The 19,040-nt window shown below is 41.1% G+C and carries 18 protein-coding genes; 9 read left to right on the forward strand and 9 right to left on the reverse strand.

Features of this window, described 5'->3' with window-relative positions:
- Positions 1–166 precede the first annotated feature (166 nt).
- Positions 167–688 (forward strand): signal peptidase I, encoded by a 522-nt coding sequence (gene lepB / locus H0266_RS05545; protein ID WP_181471368.1) that lies wholly within the window; start codon positions 167–169, stop codon positions 686–688.
- A gap of 204 nt (positions 689–892) precedes the next feature.
- Here the strand turns inward: lepB and H0266_RS05550 are convergent, their stop codons facing one another.
- Positions 893–1,855 carry a serine hydrolase domain-containing protein gene (locus H0266_RS05550; RefSeq protein WP_246363636.1) on the reverse strand — a complete coding sequence of 321 codons (963 nt, stop codon included), beginning with the start codon at positions 1,853–1,855 and terminating at the stop codon, positions 893–895.
- 484 nt (positions 1,856–2,339) lie between these two features.
- Between H0266_RS05550 and H0266_RS05555 the strand changes: the two genes are divergently transcribed.
- The 4 genes from H0266_RS05555 to H0266_RS05570 are packed head-to-tail and all read left to right on the forward strand — an operon-like array spanning position 2,340 to position 6,360.
- On the forward strand, positions 2,340–3,113 hold the full coding sequence (locus tag H0266_RS05555) for a carotenoid biosynthesis protein (protein WP_246363637.1): 774 nt from the start codon (positions 2,340–2,342) through the stop codon (positions 3,111–3,113).
- The gene (locus H0266_RS05560) at positions 3,091–3,768 is read left to right on the forward strand and encodes a lysophospholipid acyltransferase family protein (protein WP_181471370.1); all 678 of its coding nucleotides are present in this window, start codon (positions 3,091–3,093) and stop codon (positions 3,766–3,768) included. Before H0266_RS05555 ends, H0266_RS05560 begins: the two co-directional genes overlap by 23 nt.
- 13 nt (positions 3,769–3,781) lie before the next feature.
- Positions 3,782–4,891: a glycosyltransferase family 2 protein gene (locus H0266_RS05565; RefSeq protein ID WP_181471371.1), complete on the forward strand. Its 1,110-nt coding sequence runs from the start codon at positions 3,782–3,784 to the stop codon at positions 4,889–4,891.
- Positions 4,888–6,360, forward strand: coding sequence for a phytoene desaturase family protein (locus H0266_RS05570; protein WP_181471372.1), 1,473 nt, complete (start codon positions 4,888–4,890; stop codon positions 6,358–6,360). The genes H0266_RS05565 and H0266_RS05570 overlap by 4 nt, the downstream gene beginning before the upstream one ends.
- A gap of 10 nt (positions 6,361–6,370) precedes the next feature.
- On the opposite strand, the gene H0266_RS05575 is transcribed toward H0266_RS05570, so the two are convergent.
- Genes H0266_RS05575 through H0266_RS05585 form a run of 3 tightly spaced genes read right to left on the reverse strand, consistent with a single transcriptional unit; the run spans position 6,371 to position 10,172 of the window.
- Positions 6,371–7,207 carry a phytoene/squalene synthase family protein gene (locus tag H0266_RS05575; RefSeq protein WP_181471373.1) on the reverse strand — a complete coding sequence of 279 codons (837 nt, stop codon included), beginning with the start codon at positions 7,205–7,207 and terminating at the stop codon, positions 6,371–6,373.
- Positions 7,208–7,209: 2 nt separating this feature from the next.
- Complete coding sequence (locus tag H0266_RS05580; RefSeq protein ID WP_181471374.1) at positions 7,210–8,691, reverse strand: phytoene desaturase family protein; 1,482 nt, start codon at positions 8,689–8,691, stop codon at positions 7,210–7,212.
- Positions 8,688–10,172, reverse strand: a complete 1,485-nt coding sequence (locus tag H0266_RS05585) for a phytoene desaturase family protein (protein WP_181471375.1) — start codon at positions 10,170–10,172, stop codon at positions 8,688–8,690. The genes H0266_RS05580 and H0266_RS05585 overlap by 4 nt, the downstream gene beginning before the upstream one ends.
- Positions 10,173–10,411: 239 nt before the next feature.
- Between H0266_RS05585 and H0266_RS05590 the strand changes: the two genes are divergently transcribed.
- Both H0266_RS05590 and H0266_RS05595 read left to right on the forward strand, forming a co-directional pair.
- Positions 10,412–10,609, forward strand: coding sequence for a hypothetical protein (locus H0266_RS05590; RefSeq protein ID WP_181471376.1), 198 nt, complete (start codon positions 10,412–10,414; stop codon positions 10,607–10,609).
- Between the two features lie 67 nt (positions 10,610–10,676).
- Positions 10,677–10,808 carry a YjcZ family sporulation protein gene (locus H0266_RS05595; RefSeq protein ID WP_181471377.1) on the forward strand — a complete coding sequence of 44 codons (132 nt, stop codon included), beginning with the start codon at positions 10,677–10,679 and terminating at the stop codon, positions 10,806–10,808.
- 261 nt (positions 10,809–11,069) lie between these two features.
- Here H0266_RS05595 and H0266_RS05600 read toward each other — a convergent pair whose 3' ends face one another.
- From H0266_RS05600 to H0266_RS05620, 5 genes are all read right to left on the reverse strand, one after another.
- Entirely contained in the window at positions 11,070–13,040 is a 1,971-nt protein-coding gene (locus H0266_RS05600; RefSeq protein WP_181471378.1) for an EAL domain-containing protein, read from the reverse strand.
- Between the two features lie 17 nt (positions 13,041–13,057).
- Positions 13,058–14,416 carry a TrkH family potassium uptake protein gene (locus H0266_RS05605; RefSeq protein ID WP_181471379.1) on the reverse strand — a complete coding sequence of 453 codons (1,359 nt, stop codon included), beginning with the start codon at positions 14,414–14,416 and terminating at the stop codon, positions 13,058–13,060.
- 114 nt (positions 14,417–14,530) lie between these two features.
- Complete coding sequence (locus H0266_RS05610; RefSeq protein ID WP_181471380.1) at positions 14,531–14,962, reverse strand: YwpF-like family protein; 432 nt, start codon at positions 14,960–14,962, stop codon at positions 14,531–14,533.
- Between the two features lie 133 nt (positions 14,963–15,095).
- Positions 15,096–16,109 (reverse strand): GTP 3',8-cyclase MoaA, encoded by a 1,014-nt coding sequence (gene moaA / locus H0266_RS05615; protein WP_181471381.1) that lies wholly within the window; start codon positions 16,107–16,109, stop codon positions 15,096–15,098.
- Between the two features lie 21 nt (positions 16,110–16,130).
- Positions 16,131–17,393, reverse strand: coding sequence for a molybdopterin molybdotransferase MoeA (locus H0266_RS05620; protein ID WP_181471382.1), 1,263 nt, complete (start codon positions 17,391–17,393; stop codon positions 16,131–16,133).
- 143 nt (positions 17,394–17,536) lie between these two features.
- Between H0266_RS05620 and H0266_RS05625 the strand changes: the two genes are divergently transcribed.
- Together H0266_RS05625 and H0266_RS19740 are read left to right on the forward strand one after the other, a co-directional pair.
- The gene (locus H0266_RS05625; protein WP_181471383.1) at positions 17,537–18,394 is read left to right on the forward strand and encodes an FAD-dependent oxidoreductase; all 858 of its coding nucleotides are present in this window, start codon (positions 17,537–17,539) and stop codon (positions 18,392–18,394) included.
- A gap of 45 nt (positions 18,395–18,439) precedes the next feature.
- Positions 18,440–18,898: a hypothetical protein gene (locus tag H0266_RS19740; RefSeq protein ID WP_425484293.1), complete on the forward strand. Its 459-nt coding sequence runs from the start codon at positions 18,440–18,442 to the stop codon at positions 18,896–18,898.
- The last annotated feature ends 142 nt before the right edge of the window (positions 18,899–19,040 follow it).

The raw sequence follows: 19,040 nt of genomic DNA on the forward strand, positions 1-19,040 counted from the left end.
TGTTCCCCTATTGAGAATTCTTCCTAAACAAATTGAAAGCCAAATGACCTTTCATGTCAAGTTTGTAAAAGCGATGGATGTTTACTTTTTTTTTGATACAGATATGGTAAAATAAGTAGAGAATGGACATCATCGAATTTTGTTCATCGAGAAAGGAAGGTTTAGATTGTCAGAACAATCAAAGAATGAGTGGTTAGAGTGGATCAAAGCGATTGCCATAGCCATTGCGTTAGCCTTTATATTACGAACATTTTTCTTCGCTACATCAATTGTAGAAGGCGCAAGTATGGACCCTACGTTAGAGAATGGTGAGCGAGTGATGTTTAATAAAATCATTTACTATATTGATGAACCTGAACATGGAGACATCGTCATTATTGAACGTCCGGTTAAGAGTTATGTCAAACGGATTATCGGTCAACCTGGCGATACAATAGAGATTCGTAATCATACCCTTTTTATTAATGGTGAAGAGCAAAATCAAGATTATTTAGACAATGGCGCAACAGAAAGTACGAGAGATTTCGGTCCCGTTGAAGTGCCAGAGGGAAAGTACTTTGTTATGGGTGATAACCGTTCAATCAGTAAAGATAGCCGAAATGGGTTAGGTTTTATTGAGGAGAACGAGATCATTGGTCGAACAGAACTTGTCATATACCCATTTACGGAATGGGGACTAACCAAATAAAGTAAGAATAATCGGTGGGGGTTTTTAACCTCCACTTTCTATTCGGAGATTGACATAAAGAAATAATCTCAAGTAGCTAGAAAATAAGAAAAAGCCGTCTATGGAGTGGCAATCCTAAGACGGCTTTTCTCGTACAAACATTCATACTCCATTTAGTTGGATATGCTTTTCAAAAGCTTGAACAATCTCAAATGGACCTTCACTTTAATTTGAGCCAACGACTAATGTCGTTCCAAACTTAGGATAATAGGCTGAGTGAAAACTAACTCCTGGATCATAGCCCATGATATAGTACTTGAGAAACGCATTTTCCGACGTTTTCATCCAAACCCCGTACCCGTAATCCACCGTTTCATTCACGGTTTGATGAGAGTGCAAGACCATCTCGGTCATCGACTTACTGATCAGTTTAAACTGTAATAACGCATCCCAAAAAAGGTGCATATCTCTCGCTGATACGAAAGCACCCCCGTCCGCCCCACCTTGAATCGGGACTGAGAAAATGTTCGTTCGCATTTCACCTTCTTTTTGGATATACCCATAAGCCGTGTTAAACGGAAGAGCATCCATAGAAAAATAACCTGAGTCCATCATCCCAGCCGGCTGAAAGATAGAAGATTGTATGTAGTCTGTAAACCTTTGACCGCTCAGATGTTCAACTACTAATCCCAATAAGATGAAACCAGCATTGTTATATTGAAAAGCTTTCCCTGGCTTCCCTTTCATCTTTTCTTTTTGAAAGAACGGCAAGAAGTCTTCTCCATTTTTCATGAGATAGACTGGTCGCTCTTTCCATAAAGCTTCAAAGTCATCCATCGTCTCCTCATCAAAATAATCAGGAATTCCTGACGTATGGGTTAACAAATGGTGGATTGTTATGTGCTCATCGAAATGATCAAATTCGATCGGAAGGACGTCTATGAGTTTTGACTGAAACGTAACCTTCCCTCGATCGACCAATTGAGCAATAGCTATAGCTGTGAATATTTTGCACCCAGAGGCAATTCCGAACCTGGTATCGATTCTATTCCGTAGCATCTCTGCTTTGTTCCGATCTCCTACAGCCCTTTCAAACACCTGATGTTTGTCTCGATAAACCGATAGGACACCACTGAAAGAATTTTTCTCGATGTTTTCATTTAATACACCTGCTATGGTATCATTCATCATTTCCACCTCAAGAGAATTCATTAATCTGATCTTTTATCAACTTGCCATTCCATTTAAATCATTCCAAATATTTCAATATAAAGCAAGTTCATTTCCAGATCAAAACTTATTCTCCATAAAAAAGTTCGAAACAGCTGAAACAGCTATATCGAACTTCACGTACACGGGTTTAATGGAGTTAAGTATATATTAACCTTTGTCCAGGATATTCATTGCAATCAATCCTACACCAATAATCACACAAACAAACCACATAATCATTTCCATGGTTTCACCCCCTCGTCTCTTTCATTTTAGCAAAAAAACTTGCACTCTGCTTACTAAAATGTGTTTATTCTATTTAGAAATTCCCTATTTTGTCAAAATCATAACTCTGCCTCACCCGCTGGTTTAATGGAATAAGTACAGAGGTATTATGATGAAGGAGCTCACAATATACAATAAGTGTCTGCTTAGATACAATAGAGTAAAGGAGGTTCTCATGACAGCTATTTATCGTTTCTTTATTTTTTGGTACATATGTGGCGTTTTATTATTGACGTTCGACTTTATTCCTCCTTGGTTGGAATGGGCTAACAGTGTATTTCTCATCACGGCAGGTTTAGTTAGTGCTCTTTATTTCATTTCCATGTACGGCGCCCGATTCGGAGTTAGTTATAGTATTTGGATTATTGTCGGCAGCATTTTTGTCGAGCATTTAGGCGTAGAGTATAACTTTTTATTTGGTTCTTACGAATATACGAGCAATTTTGGTTTCAAACTGTTTGATACTCCGATTACAATCGGTTTTGCATGGCTATTGATCATAGGGTGCTCTCATGAAATCAGTCGTGTCATTTCGAAAGGACACTATTCTCTTTTATCTGCTAGTCGCTTCATCTTACTCGGAAGTTTATTGGCTGTTACGATGGATCTCATTTTAGATCCTGTTTCCTATAAAATAAAAGAGTATTGGATTTGGATGGAGCCTGGCATCTATTATGATATCCCGTTATCGAACTTTATAGGATGGTTTGTGGTCGCTGCAGTATTCCATATTACCTTCGCTATTCTATCACCACAGAAGCGATCTTCTTCATCTGTTTGGGAAAAGCGACTGGCCCTTGTATTTGGTCTAATCATTGGAATGTTCTGCTTAATCGCTCTTATTGGCAAGCTCTATTTTGCTGTGGTACTCGTAACAATCCTTACAGCGATCTGGTATCTGCTCTATTTCGCAAGGAGGTCTATGGATGATACGAGCAAGAAAAAATAAATTGATGGAATGGGGTTTTACACGATTCAACCGTTTGTTTCTGCATCACCACTTTGAGAACATCTATTTATGGAAAGACGATCGATACCCACCTAATAAAAAAACGTTATTTTTAATCAACCATTCAACGTGGTGGGACCCCTTGCTGATCTTCCACCTTAATAATCAAGTCGTTCAGTCCGACGGATATGCCATGATGCATGAAGATGGACTACGCCGGCACCCTTTCTTCAAGACGATAGGTGGTTATTCTATTGACAGCTCTGATCGACGTCACTTAATGGAGTCACTTCATTACTCTGTAGAGTTACTAGAGCATGATAAAACGGTTTGGATCTTCCCTCAAGGAGAAGAACAACACCTTGAGAAAAGGCCGCTTCAATTCTTCTCTGGACCAGCTTTTCTTACTGATCAGTGTCCGGACGTACAGGTTGTTCCGATTTCACTCTACTATAGTTTAGAGCATACGAGAAAACCTAATGCTTATGTTCGAATTGGTCCAATAATCGACAAAGATTCGTATAAGTTCAAGAGTCGAAAAGAAACAATGAAGCATTTTGAAAAGATAGCTACTCGACAGCTAGACGAACTACGCGAATCGATTGTACAAGAAGATTTGAGCACATTTATTTCTATAAAAGACCACCATTCTTAAAGGAGGGTGCGATATGACGTTATTTCAAATTATATTAATCGTTACAGTTAGCTTAAATGTATGGACTGTGATCAATAGCCTGTTCCTCTTCCCTCTCGTTCGTTCTCCCAAGTTGCATGAATCACCTTCTGTCTCGTTGCTCGTTCCGTTACGCAACGAACAAGAAAACGTACAAGGATTGATTGCTTCACTTAAACAACTGACTTACGAGAATCTTGAAGTGATATTATTAGACGATCATTCGGAAGACGATACATATAACCTACTTTCCCGACAAATCGAAGGCGACAATCGCTTCCGAATCATTCAAGGAAAAGCGTTACCTGAAGGTTGGAACGGAAAAGTTCATGCTTGTCATCAACTGGCTAGTCAAGCATCTGGCGATTATTACCTTTTCCTAGACGCCGATGCACGGGTCGCACCAAAAATCATTGAACGGACACTAGCCACGATGAAGAAACATGGGGCCTCAATGCTTAGCGGCTTCCCGCATTATCCGAACCGCCATTTTTTAAGTCACATGCTTGTTCCTTTACAGCACATGGTCGTTCAACTTCATTTGCCGTTAATGGTGGCTAACACGACCAAGAAACCCACGTTCACAGCAGCCTGTGGGATTTTCATCATGATTGAAAAGGAAGCTTACAAAGCGATTGGTGGCCATGAATCTGTAAGGAACTCCCTTGTTGAAGATGTTCACATTGCAAGGGAAGTTAAGAAAAATGGATATAAAATGCTGCTTGCGAATATAACACCTTCTGTACTCTCCTTTATGTATGACTCTTCTAAGGAGACGTGGGAGGGTTTTAAAAAGAACATTTTTTCAGGTCTCGGGCGTTCATCTTGGATGGTACTGTTCCTATCCCTTTTCTATTCGTTGGCTTTTATCCTTCCCTTTATTTATGTGGGGGTGGCCATTGCTGAGCAAAATGCCTTATATCTTCTTCCTTATCTACTGACCGTGACGTTTAAAATGTACGTAGACGCAAGAACCGGACATCCGTTGTGGCTTTCTTTTTTTATCCCCATTTCTGTGATGTTATTGATCGCTCTCATGTTTACATCCATGTTCGTTCACGTAAGAGGGCAAAATTACCAATGGAAAGGACGGTCATATGAATGAAGGTAACGATTGTTGGTGGCGGTTTGGGAGGGTTATCTGCAGCGGTCACCTTGGCTAAACACGGGGTTGAAGTAGATGTTTTTGAAAAAAATGATCATTTCGGAGGAAAGATGATGTCTGTGGACGAGCAAGGCTATCATTTTGATTTCGGTCCAAATACGATCACAATGCCAGAGGTTTTTAATGATGTCGTAAGCCAAGGCGAATTAAATCCATCCGATGAATTGAACTTTATCCGCTTAGAAAACCATACCCGTAATCAATTCAGTGATGGGACTACGTTTGATTTATCGTCTCACAGCGCTTACATGCATGAACAATTATTGGGGATGGATGTAAAAGGCGAACGGCACTACGACGATTTCCTACAAGAAGTCGAGAGGCTTTATCGTTTGTCTAAAAAACATTTTCTTCACAGGACATTTTCAGGGTGGAGGGATTACTTATCTCCTTCCCTTTCAAAAGGGTTTGCACAGGTTCGTCCGTTCCAGTCTATGGATCAATTTTTTAAGCAATATTTCTCCAACACCAAAGTACTGAGATCTTTGAATCGATATTCTACATACGTAGGCTCTAGCCCGTTCGTCACACCGGCGACCTTTGCTATGATCGCTCATTTAGAATTGAATGACGGAGTGTATTATGTAGAAGGCGGAAATACGAAAATTGCCCAAAGCTTTGTCAAAGCTGCTAGAAACCAAGGGGCAAGGTTACATAAGAATCAAAAGGTAACTCAGATTCTTACGAAGGATAGAAAAGCCACAGGTGTCCAATTAGAAAATGGGGACATCCATCATTCTGATCTTGTGATCGTTAACGGAGACTTGTTACAAGCCGTACCCGACTTGCTTCCCGAGTCTACAAGAACCTCTTTAACAAATAAGAAAGTCCAAGCAATGGACCCATCCATCTCCGCATTCGTTGTCATGGCGGGACTCGATACAGAGATCGAAGAACTTCATCATCATCATGTATTCTTCTCAGATAATTATAAAAAAGAATTTAAGCAGCTTCAAAAAGGACAGTACGCAGATGATCCTACCATTTACATTGGCACGTCTTCAAAAACGGATCCGAATGTGTCACCAAAAGGCGACAATTGCTTTATTCTTGTGAATGCTCCGGCAGTCAAAACAGATGATACTCTTGATGAACAAGCCTACAAACAAATGGTTTATAATCAATTAGAAAACGCCGGCATTCCTCTCGAGAAACACCTAGCTTATGAAAAAGTGGTGGCACCAAAGGAAATCGCCACCCAGTTCGGGGCATTCCGTGGGTCCCTTTATGGTCCATCTTCCAACCGAAAGATGCAAGCATTCATGAGGCCATTCAATCAATCCAAAGATGTCGAAAACCTATACTTTTGTGGAGGAAGCACTCATCCCGGGGGCGGTTCACCGATGGTTGTTTTAAGTGGCCAAAATGTTGCCAATAAAATCCTCGGTAAACTAGTTCACGTAGAATAAAAGAAGCAGATTATTGCATCTCTGCAATAATCTGCTTCTTTTCTTGATCACTGACGAAATTTCGCTCGTTAAAGACTTGGTAGTCATTTTTTCTGACAGATTGAATAATTGCACGATACATCTTCGCCGCCCCACCTACAGGAGCCTGCGAATAAATGGGATAATAAGAGATTGTCTTCAATGCCCTTGCGTAATACTCCTCCGCATCCGTTGCTAAGTCTTCCCATAGTTGAATGAATGAGTCATTCCGCCGACCTTCTTGCAAGTCAACTACAGTATAATTATGTTCGTCCATTACATCACTAGGAAGATAGATGCGGCCTCTTTCCAAGTCTTCTCCTATATCACGAAGAATGTTAGTGATTTGCATGGCATAACCTAGCTCGATGGCACCTTTCCGTAACATCGCCACTTTACCAGGAGCAATGACCGGCAAGAGCATCAAGCCGACCGTACTCGCTACATGATAGCAATAACCCAATAAGTTCTCTTTCGTTTTAATTGGTTCTGGATATAAGTCCATTCGTTGTCCTGCAATCATATCGTAAAAAGGCTTCGCATCCATCGGGAACTGCTTGAACACATCATCCAAAGCTACCCATGAAGGATGATCTGAGATCAGTTGACCTTCCATAAATAAATCGAATTCACGCGCGAATTGTTCAAGCTCTTCTTTTGGATGTTCTCCTTCATCGACAATATCATCAGCACGACGACAAAAAGCATAAATGGCCCAAACGGCTTTCTTCTGTTGTTTAGGTAACATTGAAAACGCTTTAGAGAACGTTTTTGAATGTCGTTCGATGATTTTTTTACAATAATCATAGGCTTGATTTAAGTCCGTCATCACTAAACACCTCGCTTGTAATTATGCCTTTCTGTCACCCCATATTGCAAATGATTTGCTAGAAGTTTCGCTCCTTGCATGACGATCGGTACTCCTCCGCCAGGATGGATGGATGCTCCTACAGCATATAAATTCTTCAAGGGATACGGGCTGAGCTGCGGTCTGAATACACCCGACTGGAAAAGCGTCGGTGCAATCCCAAAACTCCCTCCGGCATAAAGACCTTCTTTCTGAGCTTGTTCAGGGGTTCTAACGCTCATCCAATTAATTTGATTACGCAAATCTGGAAAACCTCGTTTCTCCATCTGATCGATTACATATTCAATCAAGTCTTCTTTGGCACTCCAATCCACCTGTTCACCAGCCGGAACTGGAATAAGCGTATATAAAACGCCCTTCCCCTCTGGTGCAAGCGAATCGTCAACTAGTGATGGATGGAAGGTATAAAACGATGGGTCATTAGGTAATTCCTTCGTCTCAAACACTTGTTTCATATGCGTATCAAAATCAGATGACATAAAGAACTGGTGAATAGAGTGATTCGGATAATTCTTATCTAGCCCCATATACAACAGCAAACAACCAGATGAAGGAACGTACTTTTTATTTAAACGATGCTCACTAGGTACCAATCGATCCATCGTCGGAAAATCACCATTTAAGATGATGTCATCCGCTTTATGGATAGTCCCGTCAGCGGTTATAGAATGAGCGACGTCTTGGTCCGTATGCACCTGTTCAACTTTTGCTCCTACTTCTATTATAACACCTCGTCTAGTCAATTCCTCGACGATGATTTCAACAAGGTGAGCATATCCACCTTTTAAATACCAGATGCCATGCTCATGTTCACTATAAGACACTAATGAATACATAGCGGGGGATTGTTGGGGATGACCCCCAATATACAAGGTCTGTAGAGAATACGCCTCGACAAGTCGCTCATCAGAGAAGTAGCGTCTCATCATTCGCTTCACATTTTGATAAGCCCTTAAACGAATCAACGTTTTTAAATTCTTTCCGGAGAAAAACGTCAACTTATCGACAAAAGACTGCTCCAGGAACTGGGCTTTCCCTTGGAGAAAACGAACTTTCATGTCGGCGAGAAAGTGGTCGAATCCTTGTTCCTGTCCAGGAAACTTTTCCGCAAGCTCTTCTTTCTGCTTATTTCTTTCCGAATATTTAGTGAAAGTCGTCCCATCTGTGAAATGCACATCGTATAAGGGGTTGCAATTCACTACCGGAAACTGAGAGCGGTCCATGCCACCTTCTTCTAAAATATCGAACAGCATATCAGGCAGCAGTACAATCGTTGGACCTTGGTCGATTTTGTATTCACCGTGCCTCTCATACGTCAAGCGACCTCCTAGGTGATCTTCTTTCTCAAAAATCGTAATCTGCCTATCCTTGTCTTTTGAAAGCAATAAGGCAGTGACAAGCCCTCCGATGCCTCCACCTACAATCACGGTTTGCTTTTTGTTCATGTGGGCTGTCCCTCCTTCTCACGAATCCATCCAGTCGTGATACGAGCAGATTCTAAAATGGTCGGCAAGCCGCTTCCTGGATGTGTTCCTCCTCCTACGAGCCAACAGTGTTCAAGTTCTTGAAATCGATTATGTGGCCTGAAATACATCATTTGAGAAAGTTGATGGCCCAAGCTGAACGTTGCCCCTTTATGAACATGATGATCGGTTTGCCACTGTTTCGGTGTTAGAACTTTCTCAACTACGATATGATCACGAATATCGGAAAATCCTGTCTTTTTCTCCAGTTCATCATAGATCAACTGCTTGAAGGTCTCTTGTTTCTCATCCCAATCTATTTCGGAATAATTATTAGGTACAGGCGCAAGAATATATACAGCTGAATGCCCTTCAGGCGCCAGCGTATCATCTGTGACACTGGCATTATGAATGTAAATGGATGGTTCATCAGACAAAACTAGGTCTTTCGTCATCTCATTTACATTTTTTCGGTAATCTTCTGCAAAAAGGATGGTATGGTGAGGCATATCATATTTCTTATCGAGCCCGACGTAGATCATGAAAGTAGAGCAAGAATACTTCTTCTTTTCCATTCGGTCTGATTTGTATTTTTTTAAATGAGTATCATCTACCAAATGATTCATAGCTTGAGCAAAGTCCGCATTAATGATGTACTCATCAGCTACTACTTCTTCGCCGGACTCTAACTGAAGGCCCACTACCTTTTTATTCTCTATGTGCACCTTACTTACGCCATTATTTAAATGGATCTGACCTCCATGTTCTTCCGTGACGCGAGCCATAGATTTTGACAATTGGTTCACACCACCCCTAGGGTGGAACACACCCCACTCATGCTCCATATAGGAGAGGATAGCAAAGGCACCCGGGCATTCCCATGGTGACATGCCTAAGTATTTCGCTTGAAATGTAAAAGCGATCTTCAATTTCTCATCATCAAAATATTGTGATAAAACATCATACACGGATTTGCCTAAAGACAACTTCGGAAGAGCGCTCAGAGCTCTTTTACTAACATAGTCCGTCATTCTATGGTGTCTTGTTTGGAGTAAAGGGAGCAGAGCTTGCATTTTATCGCGTGTCTCTTTCATGAAACGCTGATAACCAACTTCGTTTCCGGGGAAGTGTTCACGAATCACATTCAACATTTTTCTACGATCTCTGAACATAGGAACTCTTTTCCCATCAAACTGCAACTCATACATAGGTGACAATTCAATCAAATCCATATAATCATGAACATCTCGTCCAGCCATTTGAAAAATTTCTTCCATAATATGAGGCATACTTAGGAAAGTTGGACCGATATCAAATGTATATTCTCCTAAAGAAAAATGCCCATTTCTACCGCCCACATAACCCTGCTTCTCGTAAACTTGAACATCGTATCCCTTTGAAGCTAAGATCATGGATGCAGACAGCCCGCCAGGTCCTGCACCAACAACTGCAATTTTTTTCATTACTTTCACCTTCCCAACGACCATCTATTATACAAATATTATACAAAAGGTATATGTAGCATTACTAATGAAAGCTCTTTGTCAATGTGCTGACACTTTCTCTCACTAAATAAAAAAAGACACCGTCCTAATACTTACCCCTATATTAGCTTTTATAACCTTACTCTTCTCTTTAAATACAATCAATCATCATAAAAATTGAGGGACCGGAGAATAATACTTGCAAGGAGGCCGGATCAATGAATGCCAAACAACGGGTGTACGGACCCTTTTACCCATCTCATGCTCTCTCATCCTATACTACAGACCAAACCAACCAATTGAATCACTGGTGCGAAGAAATCGACCACTGTAGAAATCATCAACGGGAAGAGGCGAATCATGAGTATTCAAGAAGTAAAATCATGAAAGCTGCCCCCATATCTTTTACGAACTAGGTGAACGTCTATACACGTTTACCCCTCTGTGCATACGCTGACAATGTAAACAACAGGAGGTGAGCTTATGTACGGAGGCTATCCTTATGGCGGACGACGTTGCGGAAGAGTTGGTGGTTACGGAATGGGCAACAACTTTGCTTTGATTGTTGTTCTGTTCATTCTTCTAATTATTGTTGGTGCAGCATTTTATTGCTAAAGTATGAAATAAATCGAATGCAAGTTCTGACCCGCAAAATAAACGGTCAGAAGCACGGTTTCTAAAATGTAATGGTAAGCCCAGATAATCTTTCGCTCACCATTACTTCATAGCAAAGCGTATCATTTATGCTTTTAAAAAAAGACACAGATCATCTGTGTCTTTTTTGCCGTTCCATTTTTTATTTGGATGCCACTTGTCGTGCTTAACTAACCAAGAAGAGAATGTCTTACCATACCGCCCACATCATTTCATGCAAATTTAATGAACATACGGTCTACTGAACATGTCAGATAGTTGTTCTGGAGGTAAAGGACGGCTATAGTAATACCCTTGAATTTCATCACATTGTTCTTTGCGAAGGAAGTTTAGTTGCTCAACCGTTTCCACTCCTTCTGCAATGACTTTAAGATTTAAAGAATGTGACATATGGATGATCGATTTTACAATGGCTTGATTTTGCTTTTGGTTTTCGTTTATGAACGCTTTATCTATTTTCAACTTACTAACCGGAAACCGACTCAAATACTTTAACGATGAGTAACCCGTACCAAAATCGTCAATTGATACATGAACACCTAATTGGCGCAAATCATTCAACGTTTTTATGATGTATTCCTCATTGGTCATAGCCATGCTTTCCGTGATCTCTAGCTCTAAGTATGAAGGATCGAGTCCCGTTTCATCTAAAATTTTCCTTACACGCTGTACGATGTCCTTTTGATGAAATTGGAGTGCTGATAAATTGACTCCGACGATGACAGGCTCGTACCCATCCTTCTGCCATTGTTTATTTTGAAAACAAGCTTTCCTCATGACCCATTCTCCTATCTCGACAATTTGCCCTGTTTTCTCGGCAATCGGAATAAAGGATGATGGAGGGATAAACCCTTTTGTCGGGTGTTGCCAACGAATCAACGCCTCCATCCCAACCACTTTTCCCGTCATAATGCTTTTTTGAGGTTGATAATGGACCTCTAACTGTTCTTGCTTGATTGCTTTCCGCAGTTCTGTTTCAACAGACAACATCGCTTCGAACTTCTCGGTCATGGATGAATCATAACTCATGTACTTATTTCGTTGACTTTCTTTAACAGTGTACATGGCACTATCCGCTTGCTTAATCAAATCATCTGCTGTCGTTCCGTGAGATGGGAATAAACTAATTCCAACACTAATCGTTGTGAACAAATCATACCCTTCAATACTTACAGGCTGTTTGAATGTATCGATCATTACTTGTGCCTGTTCTTCAGCTTCCGTTTTCGATGCGACATTACGTTGAAGAACGAGGAATTCGTCACCACCCATTCGCGCAACGAAAGTATTGGCATCATTCGTGTGCTTTAAACGGGACGCACATGCTTTTAATAGCAGATCCCCAAAGGAATAGCCAAGAGTATCATTAATCTGTTTAAAATAGTCAATATCGATAAAATGAACAGCTAATTTTTCACCTGTCATCTTTGCTTGATGGATGGCTTCATTAAGCATTTCATTGAAATACATACGATTAGGAAGGTCAGTCACTTCATCGTAATAAGACATGAATTCAATTTTCTTTTCATTATGTACTCGTTCTGTAACATCTTTAACAACAGCAACGCGCAAAAGTTGGTCGTGAGCACGGGGATGAGCCATTATTTCTAAAAAGATCGTACTCCCATCTTTTTTTACTCCCTTCAGTGGAAAAGGAGGATCATACTCATTCTGCAGCATGTCTAATAATTTACTACGATTCTCCACTGACGTTAATTGGAAAACATCACGATCGATTAATTCACACGGTTCGTAGCCGAACATCCGGGCGAAGGTCTTGTCACAATCTATTATTCGTCCTTCTTCATGCATCACCATTCCCTCAGAGCGAACGGCCATCCAATCTTTTTCTACCTTTTCAATTTCTCCCTTTTGTTCAGCAAGTGAAACCGGCTGGAAGATTAGGGCATAAAGAAAGTCTTCCCGATTCCCCATCTTGATAGACCTTACTCGAAATGAGCGCTCGGTACCCATTTTCAATTTCATCAATAGATGGCTTTCTTTTTGATCCTTCAATAAGTCAAACTGAATGTATTCATGAATGGACTCCCCTTCCATCTTTCCGAGCATATGAATAGCAGGTTCATTCTCTCGAATAACCTGCTCATCGTGATTGATAAATACTAAAGGATCTCGAAAATGTTTGAATAGCCACTCATGAATCGGAAGCTCTCTATAATTTGCATGCGACATGACCCATCCCCCTAAAACTAACCGATAATGATTCTTTCTTTAGGATAATGATATTTTCCTGTTGGCTTATCCACCTGGAAAGTGAATAAGAAAGTCAAAATCCCAATACGCCCTAAGAACATAAGCAACATCAATACGAACTTCCCGAAGACGGTCAGACCTGGCGTGATACCCAGCGACAGCCCTACTGTTCCGAACGCTGACGTTACCTCAAATATGATTTCATTTAATGTGAAGGTCTCGCTTATTGATAGAGCAAGAATGGCAATAAAAACGGTAAATAGTGCCATCATCGTAACAACTACAGCTCTATTCAAGTCTTCATTATGAACCTCTCGTCTGAATATACGAATTCGGTTTCCCCCACGCGCGAAAGTCAAAATAAAGATGACAACAAGTGCGAAAGTGGTTGTCCGAATGCCACCTCCCACACTGCTTGGAGAGGCGCCGATAAACATTAAAGAAGACATGAACAATTGGGTTTGTTCAGTGAATTGGTTGATATCCATCGTCGATAACCCACCACTTCTTGTTGTGACCGATTGGAATAGCGCATAGAAGAACACTTCATGCCAGGCCTTATCCGAGAAGAAATGGTTGAACTCGAGCAGAATAATCATGATTGTTCCAAATACCACTAGAACAAAGAAAGTGAAACTTGTAAGCTTTGCAAACAGGGAAAAACGGATTGTCTGCACTTGGTCATTATGGAATAAGTACTGTTTTACTTCTATTAATACAGGGAACCCGATGGCGCCTGCAATGATCAGAATCATATTAATGAACTGTACGAAATAATCGTCCTTAAATGGAATTAAAGATTGACCAGTAATGTCGAACCCACCATTAGTCATGGCACTAATCGTTCCAAAAAACCCCTGCAAATAGGCCTCTCCAGGATCATAATATTGTAAAAAATACGTCCCCAATGTCAAAAAACCGAGGAGTTCAATCAATAAAACAACCAGAACGATTTCCTTTACCATACTGACCATTCCTTGGAAGGAATTTCGGTTCTGGTCAGTCATGATCAACCGACGTTCTTTCAGACCAATTTTCTTTCCGAGCATAAGCCAGATTAATGTTCCTAAAGTCATGACACCGATACCACCAAATTGCAAAACCAAAGCTAGAATAAACACCCCTATCGTGCTGAATGTTTCAGCCGTAGGGACAGTTGTAAGGCCAGTGACACTGACCGCACTTACTGCCGTGAACAGAACGTCTACAAAGCTCAAATCAACCCCTGGTTTATGAGCCACGGGTAAAGCAATAAGGATGGAAGAAATCGTGACGGCAAACAGATAGAAAACCGCGATTAATTGAAATGGCGATAATTCATTAAGCCAACGTAGGCTTTTCTTCCTCACCCACATGGTATTTCTCCTTTGATCTTGTAAATTTTGCGATACTTCATCACCATTCCTATTATATCAGGATGACTAATGAATTTCTTTGATTGATCGAAATTTGTCACTTTCTTATGTATCCTACGCTCTTGAGTCAGATTGACTCCCACGTTTTTTGAATTCTTCTAGCAGCTCTTCACCCTGGTACCCCTCGTCCATCAGTGCTTTTAAAATTTTCTCAATCTGTTCCCTTTGCCTGTCAATCATTGTACCCATGAAAATAACATTCATCGAATCACCAATCTCATTAGTATCAATGACATTTACAAAGAAAGTAGCGGGTTGGTTGCTCTGTTTTGTGATTTTCACTTGAATAATCAAATCCTCTTCACTGGTAACCATTGATTCAAAAAATTCTTTGTAACTAGCATCAACATAAGCCTCGACAATCCACCGTCCATGGTCATCTTCACGATTGATAATCAAGCCATCCTGCAATTTAATTCTACGTTGAGTAATGTCTTCGTTTTTTTCTTCGACAATATCCAGGGAAATCAATTTAAAGGTTTTCAATTTGAACTACCTCCAGGGACCCATAGTGTTATTTTTCATTATAGAGGACCTTATTCAGTTGAGCAAAGAAATAGGGTATCAATGCTCATAAAAAAGCAACCCAAGCTCTATCGTGTAGGGCTTGGGACATTGATTATCCACCTATATAAGACATCTCGATTTTCTTCTTTGGCAAAGGGTTTCCCTTGGCTCGGTCGACAGAATACTGATCCCTTCTACCTGTCCATATCTCTTTGACTGCAGAAACAAGTTCTTCTACTGATGGACCGGAACGTAATAAAGCTCGCAAATCGTACCCATCGGATGCAAATAGACATGTAAAGAGTTGACCATCCGCAGATAAGCGTACTCGAGTGCAACTGCTACAAAATGCATCTGTAACAGAAGAGATAATTCCAATCTCGCCACTTCCGTCTTTATAATGATACTTTGAGGCTACTTCACCAAAATACGAAGGATCTGCTGGTTCAATGGGCATTGATGTATCAATAATATTGACAATATCCTTTTTCGATATCACTTCATTCATTTTCCATCCGTTATGATTCCCCACGTCCATAAACTCGATGAAGCGCAATGTATCTCCCGTTCCTTTGAAATACTCAGCCATAGGTAGGATTTGATTCTCATTCATCCCTTTTTTAACTACCATATTAACCTTAATTTTCAGACCAGCCTCTCTGGCCGCTTCAATCCCCTTCAACACAGGTGATGTTTTGATCCCTCGTCCGTTCGTCTGCTGAAATACTTCGTCCTCTATAGCATCCAAACTTATATTTACACGGTCGAGTCCTGCCTCTTTAAGCTTTTTAGCTTGTTTGACAAGAAATATTGCATTTGTCGTAACAGCTATATCCTTGATCCCCTTAATATTATGCAAACGCTCTATCAAAAGATGTAAGTCTTTCCTCATCAGAGGCTCCCCGCCTGTAAGCCGGATTTTTTCAACGCCGAAACGAGCAAAAACCTCTACAAGCTTTATGATTTCATCAAAGCTAAGCAATTGGTCTTGAGACATGAACGTGTAATCGTCTCCAAAAATTTCTTTAGGCATGCAATATGTACAACGAAAATTACATTTATCTATAACCGAGATCCTCAAATCCCTCATCGGTCGATTCAGTTGATCTACAATGGTTTCAGCCAAGCTAGCCGCTCCTTTCTTTCTCTAAAACTCTACTTGCCTTTGTTGATCATCAAGCATAATCGCTTCAACGGCATCTCCTTTTTCATACCCTCTTGTCCCCCCGCGGAGCATAATAAGAACATTTGTTTTGGCAAGAGAACTCACGACAGCTGATTTGTCCATTCCTGTCGGATACACGTACACGTTCCCTCTTTCATAGGAAATAAACCCCCTGACAAAACGTGTGAACGGGTTAGGCTTTTTAAAATCTTTGCCGAGCGTTGCTGTTATGCGCTGATGATACATTTGGTTTCGACCGACGAATGATTGGATAATTGGGAAAGCGAACAATTCAAACCCTACATAACATGCAGATGGATTACCAGAGAGACCAAAGAGGAGTTTATCTTCCACTTTTGCCACCGTTGTTACACTACCCGGGCGCATTGCTACTTTATTAAACAGCACATCTGCTTCAAGCTTTTGATAGATATCTGGCATCAAGTCATAGTCTCCTACAGAAACACCACCTGTTGTGAGCAAAGCATCCACATGATCCAAAGCATTGGATACAGCTTGGTAGCACGTTTCAAAATCATCATCTAACTTTCCTAAGTAAACGCCATTTCCACCTGAACGTTCGATTTGTGACAAGATCATAAACGCATTTGAATTCCTTATCTTACCAGGTTGTAACTCTTCCTCTACATCTAATAGCTCAGTTCCTGTTGCAAACACCCCTATTTTAGGCTTCGTAAATACGAGGGGCTCGGCGTAACCAAATGTAGCCAACAGCGCCTGTACTCCAGGATTGATATAGGCACCAGACTCGACAAGAACCTCTTTTTCCTTCGTTTCCGACCCTTTTTCTATAATATTTTGGTTTGGTTGTAAAGGTCGTTTCAGAGTGACATAGGAACGATTCCCCTCTTCATACGTTTGGCAGATTTCAAACATAGCAACACAGTCTGCACCATCAGGAATCTCTGCCCCCGTCATGATTCTGACCGCTTGTCCTTTTTCGATAGAATGTTCTGCTCTATGGCCCGCTGGTACGGTTTCGTTGACGATGAAATGACCAGGTTGGTCCCTGGATAATTCTTTTGTATCTTGTGATCTGAAAGCAAATCCGTCGTAAGGGGATTTATGAAAAGGAGGAACTGGATGAGTCGCGATCAGGTCTTCGCCAAGAATCCGTCCAAAACATTCGCTTAAAGGTACATTTTCTTTCCTCCCCTTTTTTCTGTGCTTCATGACTGCTTGTACGGCATCAGTGGCGGCTATAGGGGTTCTATGTAAATTCATTGAGCTCAAGCCCTTCTTAGTAAATTTATCCTTCTATAGAACATAACGAAATTGTCACACTTTTTCAAAGGTTTCGTTCAGTGATGGCTAGGTTTCCCTTATAAGAAGGCAGGGTAAAATGTAATAGTTCAATACAGAAAGGGATGGAGAATATGACAGGTACATACGACTTGATTGTGATAGGAACTGGTTCTGCAGGAGGGACAGCAGCTAAAGCGGCTAGAAAGAAGGGGTGGGAAGTCGCGATTATTGATGAGCGTCCTTACGGCGGAACTTGCCCTCAGCGGGGGTGCGATCCTAAAAAAGTCTTGGTAGGTATTTCAGAAATTTACGATGACGCGAAACGAACTCAAGGGATAGGCATCCAAGGCGAAGTCAACCTCAGCTGGAATGATTTGAAGGCATTTAAAGAAACCTTCACAGATCCTGTTCCAGAACAAGTAGAAGACTCATTTAAGAAAAGCGGGATTATGACGTATCACGGCATCGCAACATTCATTGACGCGAATCAAGTACAAGTCGGAGATCAAGTCCTAAGAGGGAATAAGATTGTCATTGCCACAGGAGCAAAACCGTCCAACCTGCCCATTGAAGGGGCTGAACACTTGGTGACAAGTGATGACTTTTTCGAATTAGAAGACCTCCCGGACCGAATCCTATTTGTCGGTGGAGGGTATATCACTTTTGAATTCGCCCATTTATGCGCACGCTTAGGTAAGGACGTCATAATTCTTCATCGCGGAAGGCATGTTCTTGAATCCTTTGATCACGAAATAACGAATAAACTTATTGAAATCACAAAAGACCTTGGGGTTGATGTTCATGTCGGGACAGACGTATTATCCATTCAAGAAAGAAACGACGGCGGCTACAAACTTAACGTTAAGAAGTTTGACCATGAGCATGAATTCAATGCTGACTTAGTCATACACGGCGCCGGAAGAACCCCGAATGTTGAACAATTGAATTTGGGGAAAGCAGGGATTGTAACGTCAGAATAAGGTATCAAAGTAAACGAAAACTTCCAGTCTGTTTCACGCAGCCATATTTATGCGGCAGGTGACGTAGCGGACAGCGGACTTCCCCCATTAACGCCCGTCGCCGGTAAAGAAGCCGAACGATTAACACAGCACCTATTAGAAGAAAGTCAAACCTATCAGAATCAGCCACTTGTCCCTTCTGTTGTCTTCACTTACCCGAAGTTAGCGAAAATCGGAATCACCCAGCAAGAAGCGAGCGAACGTAATATTCCGTACGAAGTACAATCTAAAGACATTTCTTCTTTCTTTACTTATCGGCGGACACAAGATAAAGAAGCATATGTAAAGATTTTAACAAACCCTGAAACGGATGAAATCATCGGAGCACATTTTTTGGCTCGTTCAGCCGACCATCTAGTGAACCTGTTCTTGGTTGCTATGACTCAAAGAATGACAAAGCATCAATTATCTTCACTTTTGTGGGCCTACCCTAGTGAAGAAAGTGACATTCCGAGCTTCTTTTAACCTACCATGACCATAATTTCACCTCTAAACATTCGTTGAAAACTAAAGCCTCGCTTAGTCAGCTTTCGACTAAGCGAGGTTTTACGATCTTGAAGTTCACCTATGCCGTCGTTCCCTTTACACCCCCTCCTACTAGCCCGTA

The organism is Halobacillus locisalis (genome assembly GCF_013694105.1).
Taxonomy (GTDB): Bacteria; Bacillota; Bacilli; order Bacillales; family Halobacillaceae; genus Halobacillus; species Halobacillus locisalis.